This window comes from Ramlibacter cellulosilyticus (genome assembly GCF_014297465.1).
Classification (GTDB): domain Bacteria; phylum Pseudomonadota; class Gammaproteobacteria; order Burkholderiales; family Burkholderiaceae_C; genus Ramlibacter; species Ramlibacter cellulosilyticus.
In genome coordinates, this window is record NZ_JACORT010000001.1 from 178,467 (window position 1) to 199,972 (window position 21,506).

The following is a 21,506-nucleotide window of genomic DNA, read 5'->3' on the forward strand; positions in this document are numbered from 1 at the left end:
TAAAATGTCCGGACATTATGTGCAACCCAGGTCCGGCACCCACCCGGCCCATGCGAGAAGCCCTTGACCACTTCCTCCACCGCGCCGCAGGCGCCCGCCGTCCCCTCGCTCGACGACCGCTTCCAGCTGCTGGAGGGGCGCGTCTTCCTCAATGGCAACCAGGCGCTGATCCGCATGATGGTCGACCAGATGCGGGCTGATGCCGCCGCCGGCCTGCGCACGCGTGCCTACGTCACCGGGTATCCGGGCTCCCCGCTCGGAGGCATCGACATGGCCTTGCACCGGGCGCAGCCGGTGCTGGACGCGCACGGCATCAGGCACCAGCCGGGGCAGAACGAGGAGCTCGCCGCCACCGCGCTCATGGGCACGCAGATGCTGGACGAGTACCCGCACCCGGACGTGGACGGCGTGGTCGGCTACTGGTACGGCAAAGGCCCAGGCCTCGACCGCTCGGGCGACGCGCTCAAGCACGGCAACTTCGCCGGCACCAGCGAGCACGGCGCGGTGGTGATCCTGAGCGGCGAGGACCACGAGGCCAAGAGTTCCACGGTGCCGTACCAGATGGAGTTCGCCTTCGAGCACCACGGCATCCCGGTGCTGTACCCGTCCTCGGTGCAGGAGTTCGTCGACTACGGGTTGCATGCGGCGGCGCTCTCGCGCTTCAGCGGCTGCTGGGTGGCGCTGAAGCTCGTGGGGTCGCTCTGCGACGGCGGCGAAGTGGTGCACCTGTCGGCCTCGCGCGTGCAGCCGCGCCTGCCCGAAGTGCAGTTCGACGGGCTGCCCTTCCGCAAGACCACCAACCACAAGTTCTTCCCCGGCACCAACATCGTCACCGAACGCGAGCTCTACACGCAGCGTCACGAGGCCGTGCTGGCGTATGCGCGCGCCAACCGCCTGGACCGCGTGACGGTACGGGGCAACCACGACCGCATCGGTATCCTGGCGGCCGGCAAGAGCCATGCGGACGCGATGCAGGCGCTGCACGACCTCGGCTTCGAGGACGACAGCGACCTGAACGCCGCCGGCATCCGCGTCGGCAAGGTGGCGCTGCTGTGCCCGCTGGACGACGTCTTTGTGCGCGAGTTCGCCCAGGGCCTGGACCTCGTGATCGTGGTCGAGGAAAAGCGCGACTTCCTGGAGCGGCAGGTCGGCCGCGCGCTGGTGGGCACCGGCTCGCTGCGTCTCGTAGGCAAGCGCGACACGGATGGCAGCGAGTTGTTCCCGATCGCGGGCGGCATGAACGCCGACATCGTCACCGAACGCCTGGCCCGCGTGCTGGCCCGCGAAGGCGTGCTGCCGGCGCAGGCCGAGGACCGCCTGGGCTGCATGGCGGCGGGGCATGCGCGCAACCTGCCCGCGCAGCCGGGCCGGTCGGTCAACTTCTGCTCCGGCTGCCCGCACAACGTGTCGACGCGGCTCGCACCCGGCCAGGTGGCCTGGGGCGCACCGGGCTGCCACATCATCGCCGCTGTGATGGACCGGCCGGAGCGCAAGATCGTGAACGTCACGCAGCTCGGGGGCGAGGGCCTGCCCTGGATCGGCCTGGCACCGTACACGAGCCGCCGGCACATCGTGCAGAACGTCGGCGACGGCGCGCTGTACCACTCCAGCTACCAGAACATCCGCTACGCCATCAGCAGCGGCGTGAACATCACCTTCAAGCTGCTGCTCAATGGCGTGATCGCCAACACCGGCGGGCAGGAATCGGTCGCCGCCTTCTCGCTGCCGGTGCTGCTGAACCACCTGGTGCAGGACGGCGTGAAGCGCATCGTCCTGATCACGAAGGAGGTGCAGCGGCACGGGAAGGGCGCGCTGCCGGCAAGCGTGGTCGTGCGCGGCCCCGAGGAGCTGGAATCGTCGCTGGTCGAACTCGAGAAGATCGACGGCGTGACCGTGCTGGTGTACGACGGTGAATGCGCCAACGAGCGGCGCCGCCGGCAGAAGCGCGGCAAGCTGCCGCCGCCGCAGCGCTTCACCTTCGTCAACGAGGACGTGTGCGAGAACTGCGGCGACTGCGGCCAGAAGGCCAACTGCATGTCGCTGCAGAAGGTGGACACGGAATTCGGCCGCAAGACGCAGATCCACCAGTCCTCCTGCAACCAGGACCAGAACTGCGTCAATGGCGAGTGCCCCTCCTTCGTGTCCGTGGACGTCGTCGGCGGCGCCAGGCCGCGCAAGCCGAAGAAGGTGGAGATCGACGCGAGCGGCCTGCCCGCGCCGCAGGTCGCGCCGCTGGAACGTCCGTACCACGTGTACGTGCCCGGGCTGGGCGGCACCGGCGTGCTCACCGCCAACGCGATCCTCGCGCAGGCGGCGGCGCTCGACGGCCTGGAGGTGAAGACCTACGACCAGACGGGCGCGGCGCAGAAATGGGGCGCGGTGCTCTCCAGCCTGATCCTCGCGCCGGCGGGCCGCGCGCCGCACGGCAACCGCGTCGGCGCCGGCAAGGCGGACCTGTACCTCGCGCTCGACCTGATGGCGGGCGTCGACAAGGCCAACCTGGCCTGCTGCGACGCGGGACGGACGGCGGCCGTGATCAACAGCAACGTGCTCCCGAACGGCAGCATGATCCGCGACCCCAAGCTGGTGCTGCCTACGATGCAGATGGTCGAGGCCATCCGCGGCGCTACGCGCGGCGACCGCGCGATCACGCTGGACGCACGCGCGATCTCCGAAGGCCTGTTCGGCGACTACATGATGACCAACATGGTCGCGATCGGCGCGGCCTGGCAGGCCGGGCTGCTGCCGATCTCCGCGGCGAGCATCGAGACCGCGATCAGGATGAACGGCGCGCAGGCGCACGCGAACATCCAGGCGTTCCGCGCCGGGCGCCTCGCGCAGCACGACGCCGGTGCGCTGCGGAAACTGCTGCCGCGCAAGCCCGCCACCCTGGCGGACCGCCGCGACGAGACGCTGCAGTCGCTTTCGCAGGACGACCACGCGTGGGTGCGGCAGGCCGTGGCGGCGGCGGAGGGCCTCCCCGCCGAGGCGAACCGCCAGTTGCACGTGCGGACGGTGGACCTGCTCGGATACCAGGGACGCCGGCTGGCGAAGGCGTACGTCGATACCGTCGCCCAGGTCGCGGCGCGCGAGCGGGCCGTCGCCGGCGTGGGATCGAACATGCCCGTCACGCAGGCCGTCGTGCGCAACCTGCACAAGGTGCTCGCGTACAAGGACGAGTACGAAGTCGCGCGCCTGCTGACGCAGCAGACCTTCGACGCGCGCGTCGCGGAGTCCTTCGAAGGCAGCACGCGGATCAGCTACAACCTGCAGCCCCCGCTCGCGCGCGTCTTCGGCATGAAGCGCAAGATGCGCCTCGGCCCGTGGTTCCGCCCGGCGCTGGTCGCCCTGGCGAAGCTGCGCTTCGTGCGCGGCACCGCGTTCGACCCGTTCGGCTACATGCACGTGCGCCGCGCCGAGCGCGCGTGGGCCGACTGGTACCGCCAGCTCGTGGCCGACGTGCTGCCGCGCCTCACGCTCGCCAACTGGGAAGCGGTCGCGGAACTGCTCGCGCTGCCGGACCAGGTGCGCGGCTACGAGGACATCAAGCTGCGCGCCATCGACGAGGCGAAGGCAAAGGCGCCGGCCCTGCTGGCGAAGCTGTCGCAAGCTGCCGCAGAGCCTGCGCCGCTGCCCGTTGACGTCGCCCGTGCAGTGAGCGCGTAGGGTCTTCGTCGACAAATGTCCGGACATTACGGATAATCCCTTCCCGAAGCAGGAGAGACACCATCCAAGCCGCTACCCAACCCCATGCCCCGCTGGCCGGCATCACCGTCGTCGAGATGGGCCACAGCGTGGCCGCGCCGTTCGCCGGGCAGGTGCTCGCCGACCTGGGCGCCGAAGTGATCAAGATCGAGAAGCCCGAAGGCGACGACGCCCGCAAGTGGGGTCCTCCCTTCGTGGATGGCGCCGCCGCCACCTTCCAGGCCCTCAACCGCAACAAGAAGTCCGTCGTGAGCCGCCTGCGCGACGACGCCGACCGCGAGCAGCTGCTGCGCCTCATCGACGAGCGTGCCGACGTCGTGCTGCAGAACCTGCGCCCCGGCCAGGTCGACGCGCTGGGCATCGGCGCGGCCGCCATGCTGGCGCGCAAGCCCTCGCTGGTCTACTGCAACATGGGCGCCTTCGGTGCCCGCGGGCCGCTCGCGGAGCGCCCGGGCTACGACCCTCTGATGCAGGCCTTCGGCGGGATCATGAGCGTGGTGGGCCACGAAGGGGGCGCATCCGTGCGCGTCGGCCCCTCGATCATCGACATGGGCACCGGCATGTGGGCCGTGATCGGCATCCTCTCGGCGCTGATGCGCCGCAAGGAGTCGGGCGAAGGCTCCGTCGTCGACGTGTCGCTGTTCGAGACGGCGACCAGCTGGATGACCATGCACGCCGCGCAGTACCTCGCGTCCGACGAACTGCCGCGCAAGGTCGGCTCGGGCCAGGTCGGCATCGTGCCGTACCGCGCCTACCAGACTGCCGACGGCGAGCTCGTGGTCGCGGCCGGCAACGACAAGCTGTTCAAGGCCTTCTGCGATGCGATGGGCCGTGCCGACCTCGCGGAAGACGCGCGCTTCACGAGCAACCCCGAGCGCGTGCGCAACGCCACCGCGCTGTATGCACAGATCGAGGCCGAGATGCTGCGCCGGACCAACGCCGACTGGCAGGCCCTGCTGGATGCGCGCGGCGTTCCCTGCGCTCCCGTGCAGAACGCCAGGCAGATGCTGGAGCACGAGCAGACGCGCGCGCTCGGCATCGTGCAGCAGGTGCCCGGCTCCAGCATCCCGCTGATCGGGCTGCCGGTTTCCTTCAACGGCCGCCGGCCGCAGGCGCGCAGTGCGGCTCCTTCGCTGGGCGAGCACACCGACACCATCACCGCGCAGGAGGAGGCGCGCCAGGCATGAGCTTCGAAATCCGGAACTACGAGACGCTGCAGCTCGCGCAGCATGGCGACCACGTGCTGCAGGTCACGATCAACCGCCCCGAGGCGATGAACGCGATCACCACGCAGATGGGGCACGACCTGCTGGACGTGTGGACGCGGCTGACGGTGGCTCCGCAGAACATCCGCTGCGCCATCCTCACCGGCGCCGGCGAGCGCGCCTTCTGCGCCGGCGGCGACCTGAAGGAACGCAACGGCATGAGCAACGAGGCGTGGCAGGCGCAGCACGAGCTGTTCGAGCGCGGCTTCCTCGCGCTGCTCGAATGCACGGTGCCCGTCATCGCCGCGGTGAACGGCTATGCCTACGGCGGCGGCTGCGAGACGGTGCTGGGTTGCGACTTCGTCTACGCCTCGGCCAACGCGCAGTTCGCGCTGTCCGAAGTCAAGCTGGGCATCATGCCCGGCGGCGGCGGCACGCAGACGCTGGCGCGCGCCGTCGGCGAGCGCCGCGCCAAGGAGCTGATCCTGTCCGCGCGCCCGTTCAGCGCGCGCGAGGCTTGCGAGTGGGGCATGGTCAACCGCGTGCTCGACACGCAGCAGGAGCTGCTGGCCGAAGCGCTGAAGACGGCCGAAACCATCGCCGGCAACGCGCCGTTGTCCGTGCGCCAGGCGAAGAAGTCCATCCACTTCGGCCTGCAGTCCGACCTGCAGACCGCCTACCGCTTCGAGATCGAAGCCTACAACCGCCTGGTGCCCACGCAGGACCGGCTGGAAGGCGTGCGTGCCTTCGCCGAGAAGCGCAAGCCGGTGTTCCAGGGCCGCTGAAGGAGACGCACATGGACAACAAGGACATCGACGTCGTCGTCACCGAAGTCGGCCTGCGCGACGGCCTGCAGTCGCTGGAGACCTTCTTCCCGACCGAGGGCAAGATCGACTGGATGCGCGCGGAGTTCGCCGCGGGCATGCGCGAGATCGAGGTCACCTCGCTCGTCCCGCCCAAGCTCGTGCCGCAGTTCGTCGACGCGCAGCAGGTGGTGGAGGCCGCGCACCAGGTGGAGGGCCTCACCATCGTGGCGCTGGCGCCCAACATGAAGGGTGCCGAGCGTGCCTTCGAGCTGGGCGTGCACAAGGTCAACTACGTGCTCTCCGTCAGCCGCACGCACAACCTGAAGAACGTGCGCCGCGAGCGCGAGGAGTCGGTGGCCGACTTCGCGCGCATCGTCGAGGCGGCGCGCGCCCGCGAGAACCGGCCGTGGCTGGTGGGCGGGCTGTCGTCCGCGCTCGGCTGCTCCTACGAAGGCGCGGTGCCGCTGGAGGACGTGGTGCGCTGGGGCGTCGCCCTGGCCGAAGCGGGCGCCGACGAGATCATGATCGCCGACACCGTGGGCCATGCGGATCCGACGCTGGTCCGCCGCACCTTCAAGGCGGTGCAGGAAGCCGTCGGGCCCGTTCCGGTCAGCGCCCACTTCCACGACACGCGCGGCCTCGGCCTCGCCAACGTGGTCGCCGCGCTGGAGACGGGCGTGCGCCGCTTCGAGGCCTCCCTCGGCGGCCTCGGCGGCTGCCAGTTCGCGCCGGGCGCCACGGGCAACATCGTGATGGAAGACCTGTGCTTCCTGCTCGAGTCCATGGGCCTGCGCACCGGCGTCGACATCGAGCGCCTCGTGCACGTGCGCGAGATCATCGCGCGCCACCTCCCCGCCACGCCGCTGTACGGCGGCGTCGCCCGCGCCGGCCTGCCGCGCCAGTACGTCCCGGCCGCCGCCCGCGGCATCGTCCAACACGCATCCAACCTGAGCACCGCAGCATGACCCAAGACACGAGCACCGCCCACGTCAGCATGGACCTGGGCGAGGACTATCCCGAGATCCGCGAGAGCGTGCGCCGCATCTGCGCCGACTTCCCCGGCAGCTACTGGCGCGAGAAGGACGAGAAGGAGGCCTACCCCTCCGAGTTCGTCCAGGCCATGACGGAAGCCGGCTTCCTGGCCGCGCTGATCCCGGAGGAGTACGGCGGCGCCGGTCTCCCGCTGCGCGCGGCCGGCGTGATCCTGGAAGAGATCCACGCTTCCGGCGCCAACGCCGGTGCCACGCACGCGCAGATGTACACCATGGGTTCCGTGTTGCGGCACGGCACGCCCGCGCAGAAGGACAAGTACCTGCCCAGGATCGCCAGCGGCGAACTGCGCCTGCAGGCCTTCGGCGTGACCGAGCCGACCTCCGGCACCGATACCACCAAGCTCAAGACCCGCGCCGTGCGGGAGGGCGACGAGTACGTGATCAACGGCCAGAAGATCTGGACCTCGCGCGCGCTGTACTCCGACCTGATGCTGCTGCTGGCGCGCACCACGCCGATCGAGCAGGTCGCCAAGAAGAGCGAAGGCCTGTCCGTGTTCCTGGTGGACATGCGCAAGGCCGTCGGCAACGGCATGACCATCCGCCCGATCAAGGCGATGATCAACCACAACACGACCGAAGTGTTCTTCGACAACCTCCGCATCCCGGCCGACAGCCTGGTGGGCCCGGAGGGCAAGGGCCTGAAGGTGATCCTGGACGGCATGAACGCCGAGCGCATCCTGGTCTCGCACGAGTCGCTGGGCGACGCCAAGTGGTTCATCAGGACGGCCACCAAGTACGCCAACGAACGCGTGGTGTTCGACCGCCCGATCGGCAAGAACCAGGGCATCCAGTTCCCGATTGCCAAGTCGTACGCGCAGACGCAAGCCGCGGAGCTGATGCTGCGCAAGGCCGCCGCGCTGTTCCAGGCCGGCCAGCCCTGCGGCGAATTCGCCAACCTGTCCAAGCTGCTCACCGCCGAAGCCGCGTGGGAAGCGGGCGAGGCCTGCATGCAGACGCACGGCGGCTTCGCCTTTGCCCGCGAGTACGACGTGGAGCGCAAGTGGCGCGAAGCGCGCGTGCAGCGCACGGCGCCGATCTCCACCAACCTGATCCTGTCGTACGTGGCCGAGCACGTGCTGGGCCTGCCGCGGTCGTACTGAGCATGGCAGGACTCACTGCGCAGATCGCGGAGTTCGTCGCCGGCCCGGCGCCGGCGCTCTCGCCCGAAGTGCTGCGGACGGTGCGCACCGGCTTCGTCGACACGGTGGGCGTGATGCTCGCCGGCGCCGGCGAACCGGTGACGGGCGTGGTGCGGGGCTTCGTGCAGGCGGCCCGGTCGCCCTTGCACGATGCCTCCGTCCTGCTGGGCGCGGAGCGCGCGTCGGCGCGCGACGCCGCGCTGGTGAACGCGACGGCGGCCCACGCGCTGGACTACGACGACGTCGGCCTCATGGGCCACCCGAGCGTGGTGCTGGTGCCCGCGCTGCTGGCCGAAGGCGAGCGCCTGCATGCCGGCGGCCTGGCGCTGATGCAGGCCTACGTGAAGGGCTACGAGGTGTGGGGCGAGCTGATCGCCCGCGACCAGGACCGGCACCACGGCAAGGGCTGGCATCCGACGGCGGTGTTCGGCGTCGTGGCCGTCGCGGCGGCTGTCGCTGCGTTGCGCGGCCTGCCGGCGGCGCAGGCGCAGCATGCCATCGGCATCGCGGGCAGCCTGGCCAGCGGCCTCATCGCGAATTTCGGCACCATGACCAAACCCTTCCACGCGGGGCAGGCAGCGGCGCACGGCATCGACGCGGTGAACCTCGCGCAGGCGGGGATGACGGCGGCGCCGGATGCGATCGAGCACCATGCCGGCTTCCTGGCGGCGCTGTCGCCGGCCGGGCGGGTGGACCGCTCGCCATGCGAGCGCCCGCTGCGCGAGCTGTCGCGCGTGGCCACGCTGGGGCTGACCGTCAAGAAGTACCCGATGTGCTTCGCGACGCACCGCGTGATCGACGGGGTGCTGGACCTGGCGCGCGAGCACGCGCTGGACCCGCAGCGCGTCCGCGAGGTGCGTGCCGCGATCGGCGTGACGCAGGACTCGATGCTGCGCAACCACGATCCGCGCACGGGGCTGGAAGCGAAGTTCAGCCTGGAGTTCGCGGTGGCCGCGGGGTTGGCGGTGCGCAAGGTGGGGCTGGCGGAACTTCAGGACGCCTTCGTGCGCCGCGCGGACGTGCAGGCCCTCATGCGCAAGGTGCGCATCACGACGGTGGACACCGTCTGCCCGCACGAGCCGACGCTCTCGCTCAGCGATCGCGTGGTCGTGGAGATGGACGACGGCCGCGTGTTCGACAGTGGCGACATCGAGGAGACGCGTGGCGGGCTCGCGCGGCCGCTGCTGCCGGGCGAGCTGGAGTCCAAGTTCATGGACTGCACCGCGGCCTCGGGCGTCGACGGCGCCACCCTCTACGGCCGCCTGCAGCGGCTGGAAACCCTGGACGACGTAGCCCGGCTGGCCGCCGCGTCCGCGCATTGAACAGCGAAGGAAGAAACGAATGAAGGTCCTGGTCCCGGTCAAGCGGGTGGTGGACTACAACGTGAAGGTCCGCGTCAAGTCGGACAACACGGGTGTGGACATCGCGAACGTCAAGATGAGCATGAATCCCTTCGACGAGATCGCGGTGGAAGAAGCCGTGCGCCTGAAGGAGAAGGGCGTGGCGACCGAAGTGATCGCCGTCTCCTGCGGCGTGCAGCAGTGCCAGGAGACCCTGCGCACGGCGATGGCCATCGGCGCCGATCGCGCGATCCTGGTGCAGACCGACGAGGAGCTGCAGCCGCTGGCCGTGGCCAAGCTGCTGAAGGCGCTGGTCGACAAGGAGCAGCCCGGCCTGGTGATCCTGGGCAAGCAGGCGATCGACGACGACTGCAACCAGACCGGCCAGATGCTGGCGGCGCTGGCCGACCTGCCGCAAGCCACTTTCGCCTCCAAGGTCGAAGTCGAAGCAGCAAGTGGCGCAAGCGCCAAGGGCCAGGCGAAGGTCACGCGCGAAGTCGACGGCGGCCTGGAGACGCTGGAAGTCTCGCTGCCCGCGGTGGTCACCACCGACCTGCGCCTGAACGAGCCGCGCTACGTGACGCTGCCCAACATCATGAAGGCGAAGAAGAAGCAGCTGGACACGGTCAAGCCCGAGGACCTGGGCGTGGACGTCAAGCCGCGCCTGAAGACGCTGAAGGTCACCGAACCCGCCAAGCGCGGCGCCGGCGTGAAGGTGCCCGACGTGGCCACCCTCGTGCAGAAGCTCAAGACCGAAGCGAAGGTCATCTAACAGCCGAATACGGACATCCGAACGCAAAGGGCGCAAAAACTACGCAAAGAACGCAAAAGATTCAAAGGAAAACTTCATAGGTTTTCTTTTGCGTCCTTTGCGAATCCTTTGCGCCCTTTGCGTTCGGATGTCCGCCCCCGACTTCAAGGACACCCCATGACCTCCCTCGTCATCGCTGAACACGACAACGCGTCCATCAAGGCCGCGACCCTGAATACCGTCACCGCTGCGGCTGCCTGCGGCGGCGAAGTGCACGTGCTGGTGGCCGGCGCCAATGCCGCCGAAGCTGCCAAGGCCGCCGCGCAGATCGCCGGCGTGGCCAAGGTGATCCACGCCGACGGCGCGCAGTTCGAGCACGGGCTGGCGGAGAACGTCGCCGCCCAGGTGCTGGCGCTCGCCGGCAACTACTCGCACATCCTGTTCCCGGCCACCGCCGGCGGCAAGAACGTCGCCCCGCGCGTGGCCGCGAAGCTGGACGTCGCGCAGATCTCCGACATCACCAAGGTCGATGCGGCCGATACCTTCGAGCGCCCGATCTACGCCGGCAACGCCATCGCCACGGTGCAGAGCGCCGACCAGGTGAAGGTGATCACGGTGCGCACGACGGCCTTCGATCCCGCTGCCGCCACCGGTGGCAGCGCTTCGGTCGAGGCGGCGGCTGCCGCAGCGGATGCGGGCAAGTCCAGGTTCCTCGGCCAGCAGATCGCGAAGAACGACCGTCCCGAGCTCACCGCCGCGAAGATCATCGTTTCCGGCGGCCGCGCGCTCGGTTCTTCCGAGAAGTTCCAGGAAGTGCTCACCCCGCTCGCCGACAAGCTCGGCGCGGCGATCGGTGCCTCCCGCGCCGCGGTGGATGCGGGTTATGCGGCGAACGACCTGCAAGTCGGCCAGACGGGCAAGATCGTCGCGCCGCAGCTCTACATCGCAGCCGGCATTTCCGGCGCGATCCAGCACCTCGCGGGCATGAAGGACTCGAAAGTGATCGTCGCGATCAACAAGGACCCCGAAGCGCCCATCTTCAGCGTGGCCGACTACGGCCTCGAGGCGGACCTGTTCACGGCCGTCCCGGAGCTGCAGAACGCGGTCTGAGGCGGCACGGGCGGCCTACTTCCCCACGGCCGCCCGGATCGGCTCCACGGCTTCCTGCAGCGCCTTCAGCAGCTTCGCCTTCTCCTTCGTCACCTCGCCCATCGGCCCGCCGACGCTCAGCGTCATGGGCTTCTCGCCGCGCGGCACCGGCAGCAGGATCGCCAGGGCGGCCGCACCCGCGACGGAGGTGCCCAGCGAGAGGGCGTAGCCGTTGCGCCGGGTTTCCTCGCGATCGCGCAGCACCTCCTCGAGCGTGAGCACGCGCTGCGGGTCCGTCTCGGTGGCGTTCACGCGGCGCAGGAGCAGGGCGATCTCGCGTTCGGCTTTCAGCGTCAACAACATCTTCCCCGGCGCGCTGCGGAACAGCGGCCGCAGCGACCCCGTCTTCGCGGTGAAGCGGCCTTCCCGCGTGGCCTGCAGCACGTGCAGGTAGCGCACGTGCAGGCCGTGCTGCGCGCCGATCATCACCGTGTGGCCGGTCTGGCCGTGCACCTTCTCCATCAGGTCCAGCAGGCTCTTGTCGCTGAACAGCTGGTCGCCGATCCACTCGGCCGCCAGCAGGATGCGCACGCTGGGCGAGTACATGCCGGTGCGCGCGTCCTGGTCGTAGAAGCCCGCGTCCGCCAGCGACCGCAGCAGCACCGAGGTGCTGGATTGCGGCCAGCCGAGCGACTGCGACACTTCCTTCACGCTGGCCGGCCGCCGCCATTCCGCGAAGAACTCCAGCAACTCCATGGCGCGGCGCGCCGACTTCACCGACGGCTCGGGCATTCACACTCCTGATCTTGCATCACATACGTGATTCTGCCCCGGCCGGACGCTGCGGCGCCTATGCTGCGGCCATGAGCACCCCCGCCCCCGACTCGCGCCCGCCGCAGCTGCAGGTGGCGCAGGGCGTCGCGCGCATCACGCTGCGCCGCCCCGCCCACCGCAACCGCCTGCACAACGAGGACCTCGCCTTCCTCATGGAGAGCTTCCGCAGGATCGATGCGGACCCCTCCGTGAGGGTGCTGGTCCTCGATGCGCAGGTGCTGCCGGATCGCCCCGTCTTCAGCGCCGGCTACAACATCGGCGATTTCCAGGCCGGACCGCCGGAAGTGCCGTTCGAGCAGGTCGTCGACGCGCTGGAACAGCTGCGCGCCGTCACGATCTGCGTGCTGGAAGGCAGCGTGTACGGCGGCGCCACCGACCTCGTGCTCGCCTGCGACCTCGCGCTCGGCGCCGAAGGCATCGAGATGCGCATGCCGGCCGCCGCGCTGGGCATGCACTACTACGCGAGCGGGCTGCGCCGCTACGTCTCGCGCCTGGGCGTGGCCGTGGCCAAGCGCGCGTTCCTCACCGCGGAGGCGATCGATGCGCAGGCGCTGCTGCGCGCGGGCTACGTGCAGGAGCTGGTGCCGCGCGCGGAGCTGGCTGCCCGCGTGGACGCATTGGCGGCACAGGTCGCATCGCTCTCGCCGCTGGCCCTGGACAGCCTCAAGCAGTCGCTCAACGAACTCGCCCGCGGCGAATGGAACGAGCAGAAGTTGCGCGATCGCGCCGCGAGCACGATGGCCAGCGAGGACTTCGCCGAGGCGCAGCGCGCCTTCCAGGAGAAACGCAAGCCGCAGTGGAAGGGTCGCTGAAATGCCGCGCATCCAGGCAGGCCAGGCGCTCGCACCCTACCGCGTCCTCGACCTCTCCCGCGTGCGCGCGGGCCCCACGTGCGTGCGCATGCTGGCGGACTTCGGCGCCGACGTGATCCGCATCGAGCCGCCCCCGGGCGTCGACGCCAACGACAACATGTTCGTGGACAACCGCGAAGGCGGCGACTTCCAGAACCTCAACCGCAACAAGCGCTCGCTGACGCTCAACCTGAAGAAGCCGGAAGGCATGGCGGTGCTGCGGCGCCTCGTCGCGTCGGCCGACGTGGTGGTGGAGAACTGGCGGCCCGACGTGAAGCAGCGCCTCGGCCTCGACTACGAGTCGCTGAAGGCCATCAACCCGCGCATCGTGCTGGCCAGCATCTCCGGCTTCGGCCAGGACGGGCCGTATGCCTGGCGCCCCGGCTTCGACCAGGTGATCCAGGGCATGGGCGGCTTGACCTCGGTCACGGGCTTCCCGGGCCAGCCGGTGCGCGCCGGCATCGCCGTCGCCGATTCCAGCGCGGGCCTGTACCTCGCCCTCGGCATCTTCGCCGCGCTGCTGGAGCGCGAACGCTCGGGCGAGGGGCAGTGGGTCCATGCCTCGCTGCTGCACACGCTGATCGCGATGATGGATCTCCAGGCGGCACGCTACCTGAACGAAGGCGCGGTGCCGCAGCCTTGCGGCAACGACCATCCCACGGCCAGCCCGATGGGCCTGTTCCGCGCGCAGGACGGCAGCCTCAACCTGGGGGTCGCCGGCAGCGGCAACTGGCGCCGCTTCTGCGAGGCGCTGCAGCGCCCGCAGTGGCTGCAGGACGAGCGCTTCGCCAGCGAGCGCGCGCGCATTGCCAACCGCGCTGCGCTCACCGAGGAGATCGAAGCCCTGTTCGCAACGCAGCCCGTGGCGCACTGGGTCGAACTCCTCAACCGCGCCGGCGTCCCGGCGGGGCCGCTGTACACCGTGCCGCAGGTCTTCGAGGACCCGCAGGTGCGCCACATGCGGGCCACCGCGCAGGCGACGACGCGCGCGGGAAAGACCTGCACCTTCGTCACGCAGCCCGTGCAATTGCAGCGCACACCGGCCTCCGTGCAGACTGCCGCGCCCGAGTGCGGCGAGCACAGCGACGAGGTGCTGCGCGAGGCCGGCTACGGCGAAGACGAGATCCGGCGCCTGCGCGAGCAGGGCGTCGTGTAGAAACGCGAACCAGGCGAAACAAAGGAGACAAGGAAATGACGTTCGATTCCCGTTCGGGCCGCATCGGCCGCAGAAGCGTGCTGGCCCTCGGCCTCTCGGCCCTCGCCGCGCGCGGCGCATTCGCACAGTCCTGGCCGGAGCGGCCCATCAAGATGATCGTGCCGTTCCCGCCGGGCGGCGGCGCCGACAACGCGGCGCGTGCCTTCGGCGAGAAGCTGGCGACGCTGCTGGGCCAGCCGGTGGTCATCGACAACCGTCCCGGCGCCTCCGGCAACATCGGCGCCGAACTCGCCGCGCGCGCGGCCGCCGACGGCTACACGCTGCTGTTCGGCAACGAGTTCCTCGCCACGAACCCCGCCTTGTTCAAGTCGCTGCGGTTCGACTCGATCCGCGACTTCGTGCCGGTGGCGCGCGTGGCGAGTTCCGCCTCGGCGATCGCCGTGCATCCCTCGGTGCCGGCCAAGACGCTCAAGGAGCTGATCGCGCTCGCGAAGACGAAGTCGCTGAACTACGCCTCCCCCGGCGTCGGCACCGGTCCGCACCTGTACGGCCAGCTGATGGCGCTCAACACCGGCGCCAAGCTGAACCACGTGCCTTACAAGGGCACCGCGCCCGCGATGGCCGACACCGTGGGCGGGCAGGTGGACTTCATCATCTCCACCGCGGCGCCCATGGTGCCGTACGCGCAGTCCGGGAAGCTGCGCGTGCTGGCGGTGACGGGCGCGCAGCGGACCAACGACCTGCCCGACGTGCCGACCGCGATCGAGAGCGGCATCGTGGCCGACCCTTACGAAGTCTGGTACGGGGTGCTGGCGCCGTCCGCCGTGCCGAAGCCGGTGCTCGCGAAGCTGCAGCAGGTCTCCGAGCAGGCGATGCGCGACCCCGAGCTGGTGGGACGCCTGAACAAGGCAGGCTACGACGTGCGCGTCGTCGCGCCCGACCAGTTCGGCGCCGAGATCAGGCGCGACATGGAGCGCTGGACGCGCGTGGTGCAGCAGGCCCGGATCGAACGCGAATGAGCGAGGCCGGCATGCGGTCATGGTGGATCCGCACCGAAGCGGGCGCCATGAAGCTCGAGATGCGCGAGGTGCCGGTGCCCCGGCCCGGCGCCGGACAACTGGCGGTGCGCATCCGCGCCGCGGCGCTGAACCGCGGCGAGTTCATCGCGGGGCACGGCCTGCATGCCGCCGGTGCGGCGGCGCGGCCGGCGGGCTTCGAAGCATCGGGCGAAGTGACGGCCGTCGGCGAAGGCGTGGCCGGCTTCGCGGTGGGCCAGCGCGTGATGGGCCGCTGCGACGGCGCCTTCGCGGAGCACGGGCTCATGCAGGCGGGCGAAGCCTTCGTCGTGCCCGAAGCGCTATCGTGGGAGCAGGCCGCCTGCGCCTACGTGACCTACCTGACCGCCCACGACATGCTCATCGCGCAAGGACGCCTGCGCGCCGGCGAGTGGATGCTGGTCACCGGCATCTCCTCCGGCGTGGGCGTCGCGGCCTTGCAGGTGGCCAAGGCGCTGGGTGCACGCGTGATGGGGACCTCCGGCTCGCCGGCCAAGCTGCAGCGGCTGCAGGCCATGGGGCTCGACGTCGCGCTCGCGACGCGCGCGCCGGACTTCGTGCCGGCGGTGCTGGAGGCGAGCGGCGGCCGCGGCGTGGACCTCGTGGTCAACACCGTCGGCGGCTCGGTGTTCGCTGCGTGCGTGGAGGCGCTGGGCTTCGAAGGGCGGCTCGCGACCGTGGGCTACGTGGACGGCGTCGTGCGCGCCGAACTCGACCTGATGGCGCTGCACAAGAAGCGGCTGCAGCTGTTCGGGGTGTCGAACAAGATGCGCACGGTGCGGCATCGCGTCGATGCCGCGGCGGAATTCCGGCGTGACCTGCTGCCGCTGATGGAGGCGGGACGCGTCGTTCCGCTGGTGGACCAGGCCTATCCCTTCGAGGCGCTCGACGAGGCGCGGCGCGCGATGGAGGCGGGCGCGCACCTGGGGAAGATCGTGCTGCGGGTGGACTAGGACGTCACTTCGGCGTCGTCCTCTTCTCCCCGTGCTTGTTCGGCCCGGTCGGCGATGCGCCCGACCGCCCGCCCTTTTTCGCTGCAGCCTTCTCCGAAACGGCGCCGCTGGAGTGCGTCTTCTTGCCGGCGTGGGTCTTCCCACCCTGGTTGTCCTTGCTCGACTGGGGCATGTGGCTTTCCTTGCTGAAGTTTTCCAGCAAGGTAAAGCCCGCCCCCGCACCGCCCTGTGAGATTCGAAGGCAAGTTCCGGTAGGAGCGCGCTCCTGAGCCGCTACTTGCCCGAAGCCCGCGCCTGCCGCTCGGCCCGCACCGCGAGCGCGAAGATGCCCAGGCCCGCGATCCCCAGCAGCGCGCCCACCCAGCCCGTCGAAGTCCAGCCCAGCCCCGCGCTGATCGTCACGCCGCCCAGCCAGGCGCCCAGTGCGTTGGCCATGTTGAAGGCGGAGTGGTTCAGCGCCGCCGCGAGCGTCTGCGCCTCGCCCGCGACGTCCATCAGCCGGATCTGCAGCGCCGGCCCGATGGCCACGATGGTGCCGATCAGGAAGGTGCCCGCCGCGGCGGTGACGACGTGCTCCGCCGCGAAGGTGAAGGCGCCGAGCACGACCACCGCCCACACCAGCAGCCCGCCGATGGTGCGCATCAGCGAGTGGTCCGCCAGCCGCGCGCCGGCGATGTTGCCGGCCACCATGCCGGTGCCGAACAGCGCCAGCACCAGCGGCACCTGCGCGAGCGGCAGGCCGGCCACTTCGGTCAGCGTCGGCTTGATGTAGCTGAAGACGGAGAACATGCCGCCGAAGCCGATCGCGCCGATGCCCAGCGTGAGCCACACGTGCTTGTTGCGCAGGGCCTGCAGCTCGCGCCAGGCGCCCGCACCCGGCTCCGCCGGGATGTGCGGCACGCCGTAGCGCAAGAGCACCACGGCGAGCGCGGCGATCAAGCCCACGAACACGAAGGCGGCGCGCCAGCCGAAATGCTGGCCCAGCGCGGAGGCGATCGGCACGCCCACGAGCGTCGCGCCCGTGAGTCCCAGCATCACGAGGCCCACGGCGCGCGCGCGTCGCCCCGGTGGCGCCAGCGATGCAGCGACCAGTGCCGCCACGCCGAAATAGGTGCCGTGCGGCAGGCCGGAGAGGAAGCGCAGCACGTTGAGCGACAGGTAGCCGGGCGCGAGCGCCGAGCCGATGTTCGCCAGCGCGTAGGCCGCCATCAGCGCGATGAGCAGCGCACGCCGTCCCCATCCGGCGGCGAGCACGGCCAGCGCGGGCGCACCGATCACGACGCCGAGCGCGTAGGCGCTGATCACGTGGCCGGCTTGCGGGATGCTGACGCCGATGTCGCGCGCGACCTCGGGCAGCAGCCCCATGATCACGAACTCGCCCGTGCCGATGGAAAACCCGCCGACGCCGAGCGCCAGCACGGCGCGCAGCAGGCGCGCGTCGCTGGAAGAAGGGGACGAGGGAACTGCCGTGCCGCCGTCCAGGGCAGGGCCCTGGTCCGGCTGGAGCCGAGGTGAAGTCATTCGTTGTTCTGCGGGAGGCGCCGCGGGACGCGGGCAGGAGGCGGGAAGCAAGTCCCGTGCGGCGATCTTGCCAGCCGGGCCGTGTCGGTGCTGGCGTGGGGCCATGGTAGGTGTTCAGGGTTAAAGCGATCGCCTTCTTTCCCGGGTGGCAACTCGACAGTAAGCTTCGCCCAAGGTTGTCGCGGACGTGATCCGGCGTCCGGGGGGCGACCGCCTGGAGTCATCGGGATGAATCAAGCAGTACCGGCCACCCTGGCCTTCTTCCCGGGAGCAGCGTCGTGACGATCGCATCGATGCAGCGCTGCGCCCAGGCCGCCGAAGTGTGCGCGGCCGCATGCGACGCCGCCCTTGCGGCGGACGATTCCTATACGCGCCCGGGCACCGAACCTTATGCGGCGGGCCACCTGGCCCTGGTGTCCTGCGGCGCGGTCTGCAGCCTGGTGGTTGCCGCCGTGCGCGAGGGCGATGGCGACCTGGAGTTGCTGCGCTGGTGCGCGGAGACCTGCTCCCAGTGCGCCAGCGGAGAACGCCCGGAGCACATGCCGCCGGCAGCCTGGAGCCTCGTCACGCGCGCGTGCATGCGGTGCGCGATCGCGTGCCAGGCCGTGGTCGACCACGTCGCGCACTTCGCCCGGCAGGCCATCGAGGCCAGCCGCGACACGGACTTCCACAACCTGGAAGCATGACGCGCGTCTTCATCCATTCCTGGCACGGCGACTTCGCGAAGACCGCCTTCGCGGAGGAGCCCGATTCCGCGAAGCGCGCGGCCGGTGACGGCTACCGTCGCCTGAAGCTGATCGCTTGCGGATGCGGCACGCGCCACCTGCAGCGCATCCGCCGGCCCCTGTGGATGCGCCCCGTGTTCCTCTTCCGGCTGTATCGATGCGGGAGATGCGGCGCCGACGTGTTCCGCCCGCGCGGCGGGCAGCGCAAGTACTACGCCGCGTTCTAGCTTCGGCGCCTCAGTGCGTGGCCGCCACCACGGACCAGCGCGCCGACAGCCGCTGCAGGGCGTCGAGCCAGAGCGGCGCGTCCATGGATTGGAGCTGGTGCCAGGAGAAGGTGCCCCGGCGCGAGCGGCCGGCGGGATCGACCCACGCGCAAAGCAGCAGGTTGCCGACCAGCAATTCGACGGACATCGTCGGTCCGCCGGCCTTCAGCCGGACCTGGTCGCCTGCCTTAAATCCGTGGTCGTACTGCATTTGTCTGATCACCCTGACAGTCCAGCAATTGTCATGCAGTGTGCGTTGCGTGTGTGCTCATCCGGAAGGAGTTACATCACCCCGTGACATCTTCCACACACCGCCCTGGTGCCATCACCGCGGCAGCGGCCGGACGACGCCGGCGGCGGGCGCGGGTTCGCGCTCTTCCGGCCTGTCCGCGTCGGCGACGCTGAACCCCGTCCAGCCCGCCAGGGCCCGCTCCACGGCCGCGATGTCCACCGGCTTGGTGAGGTGCAGGTCGAAGCCGGATTCCAGGCACATGCGCTTGTCGTCCTCCGTTCCCCAGCCGGTGAGGGCGACGAGGAACGCGCCGGCCAGGGCCGGGTCGCCGCGGAAGCGCCGGGCGACGTCCAGCCCGCTGATGCCGGGCAGGCCGATGTCCAGGAACACGACGTCCGGCAGGAAGTCGCGCGCGACTTCGATGGCCGCGTGGCCGTCATGGGCGGTGCGCGTGGCGTGGCCGGCCAGCGCCAGCATCGTCTCCAGCGTCTCGGCCGCATCGACGTTGTCGTCGACGACGAGCACGCGCCGCCCCGCCACCTGCGCCTGAGCGTCGGCGGCGGCCGCGGGCGCGATGGCCGCGCGGGGGAAGGCCGCCGCCTGCGGCAACGTCACGAAGAACGTGCTCCCGTGGCCGATGCCGGCGCTCTGCACCGTCACGGAACCGCCATGCAGTTCGACCAGCCGCCGCACGAGCGCGAGCCCGACGCCCAGCCCGCCCTGCGAATGCCGGCGCGTGCCCTCCACCTGCATGAAGAGGTCGAAGACGCGCGGCTGCACCGCGGCGTCTATGCCGGAGCCGTTGTCCGCGACGTAGATCTCCACCTGCTCGCCGCGCCGGCGCGAGCCCACGCGGATGCGCCCGCCGGGCGCGGTGTACTTGGCGGCGTTGTTCACCAGGTTGCCGACGACCTGCGCGAGGCGCGTGAGGTCGCCTTCGACCCACAGCGCCTCCGTGTCCAGCTCGAGCTCCAGGGTGTGCCTCTTCGATTCGACGAGCTGGCGCGAGCCCTCCACCGCATGCGCGACGACGGTGCCCACCTCCACCGGGTCGTGCCGGATCTCGATGTGGCCGCGGCTGATGCGCGAGATGTCCAGCAGGTCGTCGACCAGCCGCACCATGTGTCCCAGCTGGCGCTCCATCATGGCGCGTGCCTGCTCGACCGGCGCCGAACCGGGCTTGCCGCGGCGCAGGATCTCCAGCCCGGTGCGCAAGGGCGCCAGGGGGTTGCGCAATTCGTGCGCCAGGGTCGCGAGGAACTCGTCCTTCATGCGGGCCGCGCTGCGCAGCGCTTCCTCGGCAGCCTGCCGTTCGGTAACGTCGCGGATCGTGCCGGCGAGCCTGCGTCCGGGGCCGGCGGAAACGGGCACCACCTGCGCCTCCGCTTCCAGCCAGAGCATGGCGCCGTCCGGGTGCACGACGCGGTACACCTCGTGGAAGCGGCCGCTCTCCCAGGCTGCCGCGAGGCCGGCCTCGATCTGGGGCACGTCGTCCGGATGGAGGGCGTTGCCCCAGACCTCCGTAGGGATCGCTTCGAGCTTTTCCGTCGCCACGCCGAGGAGCTTGGCCACTTCTTCGCTCCAGACCGCGAGCCCGGTGCCCTCGTCGAGTTCCCACACGCCGATGCCGCCCGCGCGCTGCGCGCGCACGAGCCGGTCGCCCGCGGCCTGCAGGGCGGCCTGCGTCTCCTTCAGCGCATGCACGTCCACGGCCATGCCGAGCCAGCTGGCGATGCGCCCGTCGGTGTCGCGGATGGGCGTGCCGCGCGCCTGGAACCAGCGGTACTCGCCGTCGTGCCGCCGGATGCGGTATTCGATGTCGTAGAAAGTGCCCTCCGCGACGGCCTGCTGCCAGCCGGCCAGGGACGCTGCGCGATCGTCCGGGTGCAGCACGAGCGGCCAGCGGTCGCCCATCAGGCGCTCGCTCGGAACGCCGGTGAACTCCTGCCACTGCTCGCTCAGGTAGTCGACGGCGCCGTCCGCGCCGCAGGTGAAGGTCAGGCCCGGCAGCGACTCGAGGGCCTGGCGGTAGAAGGTTTCGCTGCGCCGCAACGCGAGCTCGGTGCCCTTGCGGTGCGTGATGTCGACGCAGGCCCCGGTCATGGTGACGGGGCGTCCCTGCGAGTCGCTGAAGGTCCGGCCGCGGTCGTAGAGCCAGCGCAGGCTGCCGTCGGGCCGGACCACGCGGAACTCCATCTCGAACGCCGCGCCTTCGGTGCGGCAGCGCTCGCAGCGTGCGATGACGCCCGCGCGGTCGTCGGGGTGGACGAGCGCCACGAACTGCGCGAGCGATTGCACGACCTCGCCCGGCCGCAGGCCGAAGAGGCGGTCCAGCGCGGCGTCCCACCGGAGCGAATCGCTGCGCATGTCCCAGTGGAAGGTGCCGGCGGCGCTGGCTTCCAGCGCGGCCTGCATCGCCTGCTCGGTGCGCTTGGGCGCGGAGATGTCGGCGATGGTGCCGATCATGGCGAGCAGCCGGCCGTCCTCCGCGTAGCGGCCGCGGCCGCGCCCTTCCACCCACACCACTTCGCCGCCCGGCCGCAGGATGCGGAATTCGCACTCGTACAGCGCGTTCCGGGCCAGCGCGGAGCGCACCGTGGCTTCCATGTGTTCGCGGTCGGCCGGATGGACCAGTTGGAAGAAGGCCGTGCCGGTCAGGGCGAACTGCCCCGGCGCCATGCCGTGGATGCGATAGCTCTGGTCCGACCAGGTGACCGCGTCGGTCGCGAGGTCCCACGTCCACACGCCGACGCCCGAGACGTCGAGGGCTTCCTTCAGGACGGAAGGGTCCGTCAGGTCGGCTGGGGGAGGGTTCGAGGACATGGA

At 70.4% G+C, this 21,506-nt stretch carries 19 protein-coding genes; 14 read left to right on the forward strand and 5 right to left on the reverse strand.

Annotated features, from left to right (window positions below; translation table 11 throughout):
• Positions 1–63: 63 nt before the first annotated feature.
• The 8 genes from H8N03_RS00880 to H8N03_RS00915 all read left to right on the forward strand — a co-directional run bounded on the left by H8N03_RS00880 (position 64) and on the right by H8N03_RS00915 (position 11,108).
• A complete protein-coding gene (locus H8N03_RS00880) occupies positions 64–3,666 on the forward strand; it encodes an indolepyruvate ferredoxin oxidoreductase family protein (protein WP_187074231.1) in 3,603 nt (1,200 codons plus the stop codon).
• Positions 3,667–3,767: 101 nt separating this feature from the next.
• Complete coding sequence (locus tag H8N03_RS00885) at positions 3,768–4,892, forward strand: CaiB/BaiF CoA transferase family protein (RefSeq protein ID WP_354005079.1); 1,125 nt, start codon at positions 3,768–3,770, stop codon at positions 4,890–4,892.
• A complete protein-coding gene (locus H8N03_RS00890) occupies positions 4,889–5,695 on the forward strand; it encodes an enoyl-CoA hydratase/isomerase family protein (protein WP_187074233.1) in 807 nt (268 codons plus the stop codon). The genes H8N03_RS00885 and H8N03_RS00890 overlap by 4 nt, the downstream gene beginning before the upstream one ends.
• A gap of 11 nt (positions 5,696–5,706) precedes the next feature.
• Positions 5,707–6,681 (forward strand): hydroxymethylglutaryl-CoA lyase, encoded by a 975-nt coding sequence (locus H8N03_RS00895; protein WP_187074234.1) that lies wholly within the window; start codon positions 5,707–5,709, stop codon positions 6,679–6,681.
• Positions 6,678–7,868 carry an acyl-CoA dehydrogenase family protein gene (locus tag H8N03_RS00900; protein ID WP_187074235.1) on the forward strand — a complete coding sequence of 397 codons (1,191 nt, stop codon included), beginning with the start codon at positions 6,678–6,680 and terminating at the stop codon, positions 7,866–7,868. Before H8N03_RS00895 ends, H8N03_RS00900 begins: the two co-directional genes overlap by 4 nt.
• Before the next feature lie 2 nt (positions 7,869–7,870).
• A complete protein-coding gene (locus H8N03_RS00905) occupies positions 7,871–9,229 on the forward strand; it encodes an MmgE/PrpD family protein (RefSeq protein WP_187074236.1) in 1,359 nt (452 codons plus the stop codon).
• Between the two features lie 19 nt (positions 9,230–9,248).
• A complete protein-coding gene (locus H8N03_RS00910; RefSeq protein WP_187074237.1) occupies positions 9,249–10,019 on the forward strand; it encodes an electron transfer flavoprotein subunit beta/FixA family protein in 771 nt (256 codons plus the stop codon).
• Positions 10,020–10,175: 156 nt separating this feature from the next.
• Entirely contained in the window at positions 10,176–11,108 is a 933-nt protein-coding gene (locus H8N03_RS00915) for an electron transfer flavoprotein subunit alpha/FixB family protein (RefSeq protein WP_187074238.1), read from the forward strand.
• A 15-nt stretch (positions 11,109–11,123) separates the two neighbouring features.
• On the opposite strand, the gene H8N03_RS00920 is transcribed toward H8N03_RS00915, so the two are convergent.
• Positions 11,124–11,879, reverse strand: coding sequence for an IclR family transcriptional regulator (locus tag H8N03_RS00920; protein ID WP_187074239.1), 756 nt, complete (start codon positions 11,877–11,879; stop codon positions 11,124–11,126).
• Positions 11,880–11,950: 71 nt separating this feature from the next.
• Here H8N03_RS00920 and H8N03_RS00925 point away from each other — a divergent pair, with 71 nt between their 5' ends.
• Genes H8N03_RS00925 through H8N03_RS00940 form a run of 4 tightly spaced genes read left to right on the forward strand, consistent with a single transcriptional unit; the run spans position 11,951 to position 15,936 of the window.
• On the forward strand, positions 11,951–12,733 hold the full coding sequence (locus H8N03_RS00925) for an enoyl-CoA hydratase/isomerase family protein (RefSeq protein ID WP_187074240.1): 783 nt from the start codon (positions 11,951–11,953) through the stop codon (positions 12,731–12,733).
• A gap of 1 nt (position 12,734) precedes the next feature.
• The gene (locus H8N03_RS00930; RefSeq protein WP_187074241.1) at positions 12,735–13,928 is read left to right on the forward strand and encodes a CaiB/BaiF CoA transferase family protein; all 1,194 of its coding nucleotides are present in this window, start codon (positions 12,735–12,737) and stop codon (positions 13,926–13,928) included.
• 35 nt (positions 13,929–13,963) lie between these two features.
• Positions 13,964–14,947 (forward strand): Bug family tripartite tricarboxylate transporter substrate binding protein, encoded by a 984-nt coding sequence (locus tag H8N03_RS00935; RefSeq protein ID WP_187074242.1) that lies wholly within the window; start codon positions 13,964–13,966, stop codon positions 14,945–14,947.
• 11 nt (positions 14,948–14,958) lie between these two features.
• Positions 14,959–15,936, forward strand: a complete 978-nt coding sequence (locus tag H8N03_RS00940) for a quinone oxidoreductase family protein (protein ID WP_187074243.1) — start codon at positions 14,959–14,961, stop codon at positions 15,934–15,936.
• A 4-nt stretch (positions 15,937–15,940) separates the two neighbouring features.
• On the opposite strand, the gene H8N03_RS00945 is transcribed toward H8N03_RS00940, so the two are convergent.
• Together H8N03_RS00945 and H8N03_RS00950 are read right to left on the reverse strand one after the other, a co-directional pair.
• Positions 15,941–16,108 carry a hypothetical protein gene (locus H8N03_RS00945; RefSeq protein ID WP_187074244.1) on the reverse strand — a complete coding sequence of 56 codons (168 nt, stop codon included), beginning with the start codon at positions 16,106–16,108 and terminating at the stop codon, positions 15,941–15,943.
• A 101-nt stretch (positions 16,109–16,209) separates the two neighbouring features.
• Positions 16,210–17,457, reverse strand: a complete 1,248-nt coding sequence (locus tag H8N03_RS00950; protein ID WP_187074245.1) for an MFS transporter — start codon at positions 17,455–17,457, stop codon at positions 16,210–16,212.
• 278 nt (positions 17,458–17,735) lie between these two features.
• Between H8N03_RS00950 and H8N03_RS00955 the strand changes: the two genes are divergently transcribed.
• Complete coding sequence (locus H8N03_RS00955) at positions 17,736–18,143, forward strand: four-helix bundle copper-binding protein (RefSeq protein WP_187074246.1); 408 nt, start codon at positions 17,736–17,738, stop codon at positions 18,141–18,143.
• The gene (locus H8N03_RS00960) at positions 18,140–18,409 is read left to right on the forward strand and encodes a hypothetical protein (RefSeq protein ID WP_187074247.1); all 270 of its coding nucleotides are present in this window, start codon (positions 18,140–18,142) and stop codon (positions 18,407–18,409) included. Before H8N03_RS00955 ends, H8N03_RS00960 begins: the two co-directional genes overlap by 4 nt.
• A gap of 10 nt (positions 18,410–18,419) precedes the next feature.
• Here the strand turns inward: H8N03_RS00960 and H8N03_RS00965 are convergent, their stop codons facing one another.
• On the reverse strand, positions 18,420–18,659 hold the full coding sequence (locus H8N03_RS00965; RefSeq protein ID WP_187074248.1) for a DUF2158 domain-containing protein: 240 nt from the start codon (positions 18,657–18,659) through the stop codon (positions 18,420–18,422).
• A 114-nt stretch (positions 18,660–18,773) separates the two neighbouring features.
• The gene (locus tag H8N03_RS00970; protein ID WP_187074249.1) at positions 18,774–21,503 is read right to left on the reverse strand and encodes a PAS domain-containing hybrid sensor histidine kinase/response regulator; all 2,730 of its coding nucleotides are present in this window, start codon (positions 21,501–21,503) and stop codon (positions 18,774–18,776) included.
• Positions 21,504–21,506 lie beyond the last annotated feature (3 nt).

Excerpts from the sequence above, each read along its gene's own strand:
- H8N03_RS00890 (WP_187074233.1), top strand. The coding sequence starts at position 4,889 with ATGAGCTTCGAAATCCGGAACTACGAGACGCTGCAGCTCGCGCAGCAT.
- H8N03_RS00895 (WP_187074234.1), top strand. The coding sequence starts at position 5,707 with ATGGACAACAAGGACATCGACGTCGTCGTCACCGAAGTCGGCCTGCGC.
- H8N03_RS00900 (WP_187074235.1), top strand. The coding sequence starts at position 6,678 with ATGACCCAAGACACGAGCACCGCCCACGTCAGCATGGACCTGGGCGAG.
- H8N03_RS00905 (WP_187074236.1), top strand. The coding sequence starts at position 7,871 with ATGGCAGGACTCACTGCGCAGATCGCGGAGTTCGTCGCCGGCCCGGCG.
- H8N03_RS00910 (WP_187074237.1), top strand. The coding sequence starts at position 9,249 with ATGAAGGTCCTGGTCCCGGTCAAGCGGGTGGTGGACTACAACGTGAAG.
- H8N03_RS00915 (WP_187074238.1), top strand. The coding sequence starts at position 10,176 with ATGACCTCCCTCGTCATCGCTGAACACGACAACGCGTCCATCAAGGCC.
- H8N03_RS00920 (WP_187074239.1), bottom strand. The coding sequence starts at position 11,879 with ATGCCCGAGCCGTCGGTGAAGTCGGCGCGCCGCGCCATGGAGTTGCTG.
- H8N03_RS00925 (WP_187074240.1), top strand. The coding sequence starts at position 11,951 with ATGAGCACCCCCGCCCCCGACTCGCGCCCGCCGCAGCTGCAGGTGGCG.
- H8N03_RS00930 (WP_187074241.1), top strand. The coding sequence starts at position 12,735 with ATGCCGCGCATCCAGGCAGGCCAGGCGCTCGCACCCTACCGCGTCCTC.
- H8N03_RS00935 (WP_187074242.1), top strand. The coding sequence starts at position 13,964 with ATGACGTTCGATTCCCGTTCGGGCCGCATCGGCCGCAGAAGCGTGCTG.
- H8N03_RS00940 (WP_187074243.1), top strand. The coding sequence starts at position 14,959 with ATGCGGTCATGGTGGATCCGCACCGAAGCGGGCGCCATGAAGCTCGAG.
- H8N03_RS00945 (WP_187074244.1), bottom strand. The coding sequence starts at position 16,108 with ATGCCCCAGTCGAGCAAGGACAACCAGGGTGGGAAGACCCACGCCGGC.
- H8N03_RS00950 (WP_187074245.1), bottom strand. The coding sequence starts at position 17,457 with ATGACTTCACCTCGGCTCCAGCCGGACCAGGGCCCTGCCCTGGACGGC.
- H8N03_RS00960 (WP_187074247.1), top strand. The coding sequence starts at position 18,140 with ATGACGCGCGTCTTCATCCATTCCTGGCACGGCGACTTCGCGAAGACC.
- H8N03_RS00965 (WP_187074248.1), bottom strand. The coding sequence starts at position 18,659 with ATGCAGTACGACCACGGATTTAAGGCAGGCGACCAGGTCCGGCTGAAG.
- H8N03_RS00970 (WP_187074249.1), bottom strand. The coding sequence starts at position 21,503 with ATGTCCTCGAACCCTCCCCCAGCCGACCTGACGGACCCTTCCGTCCTG.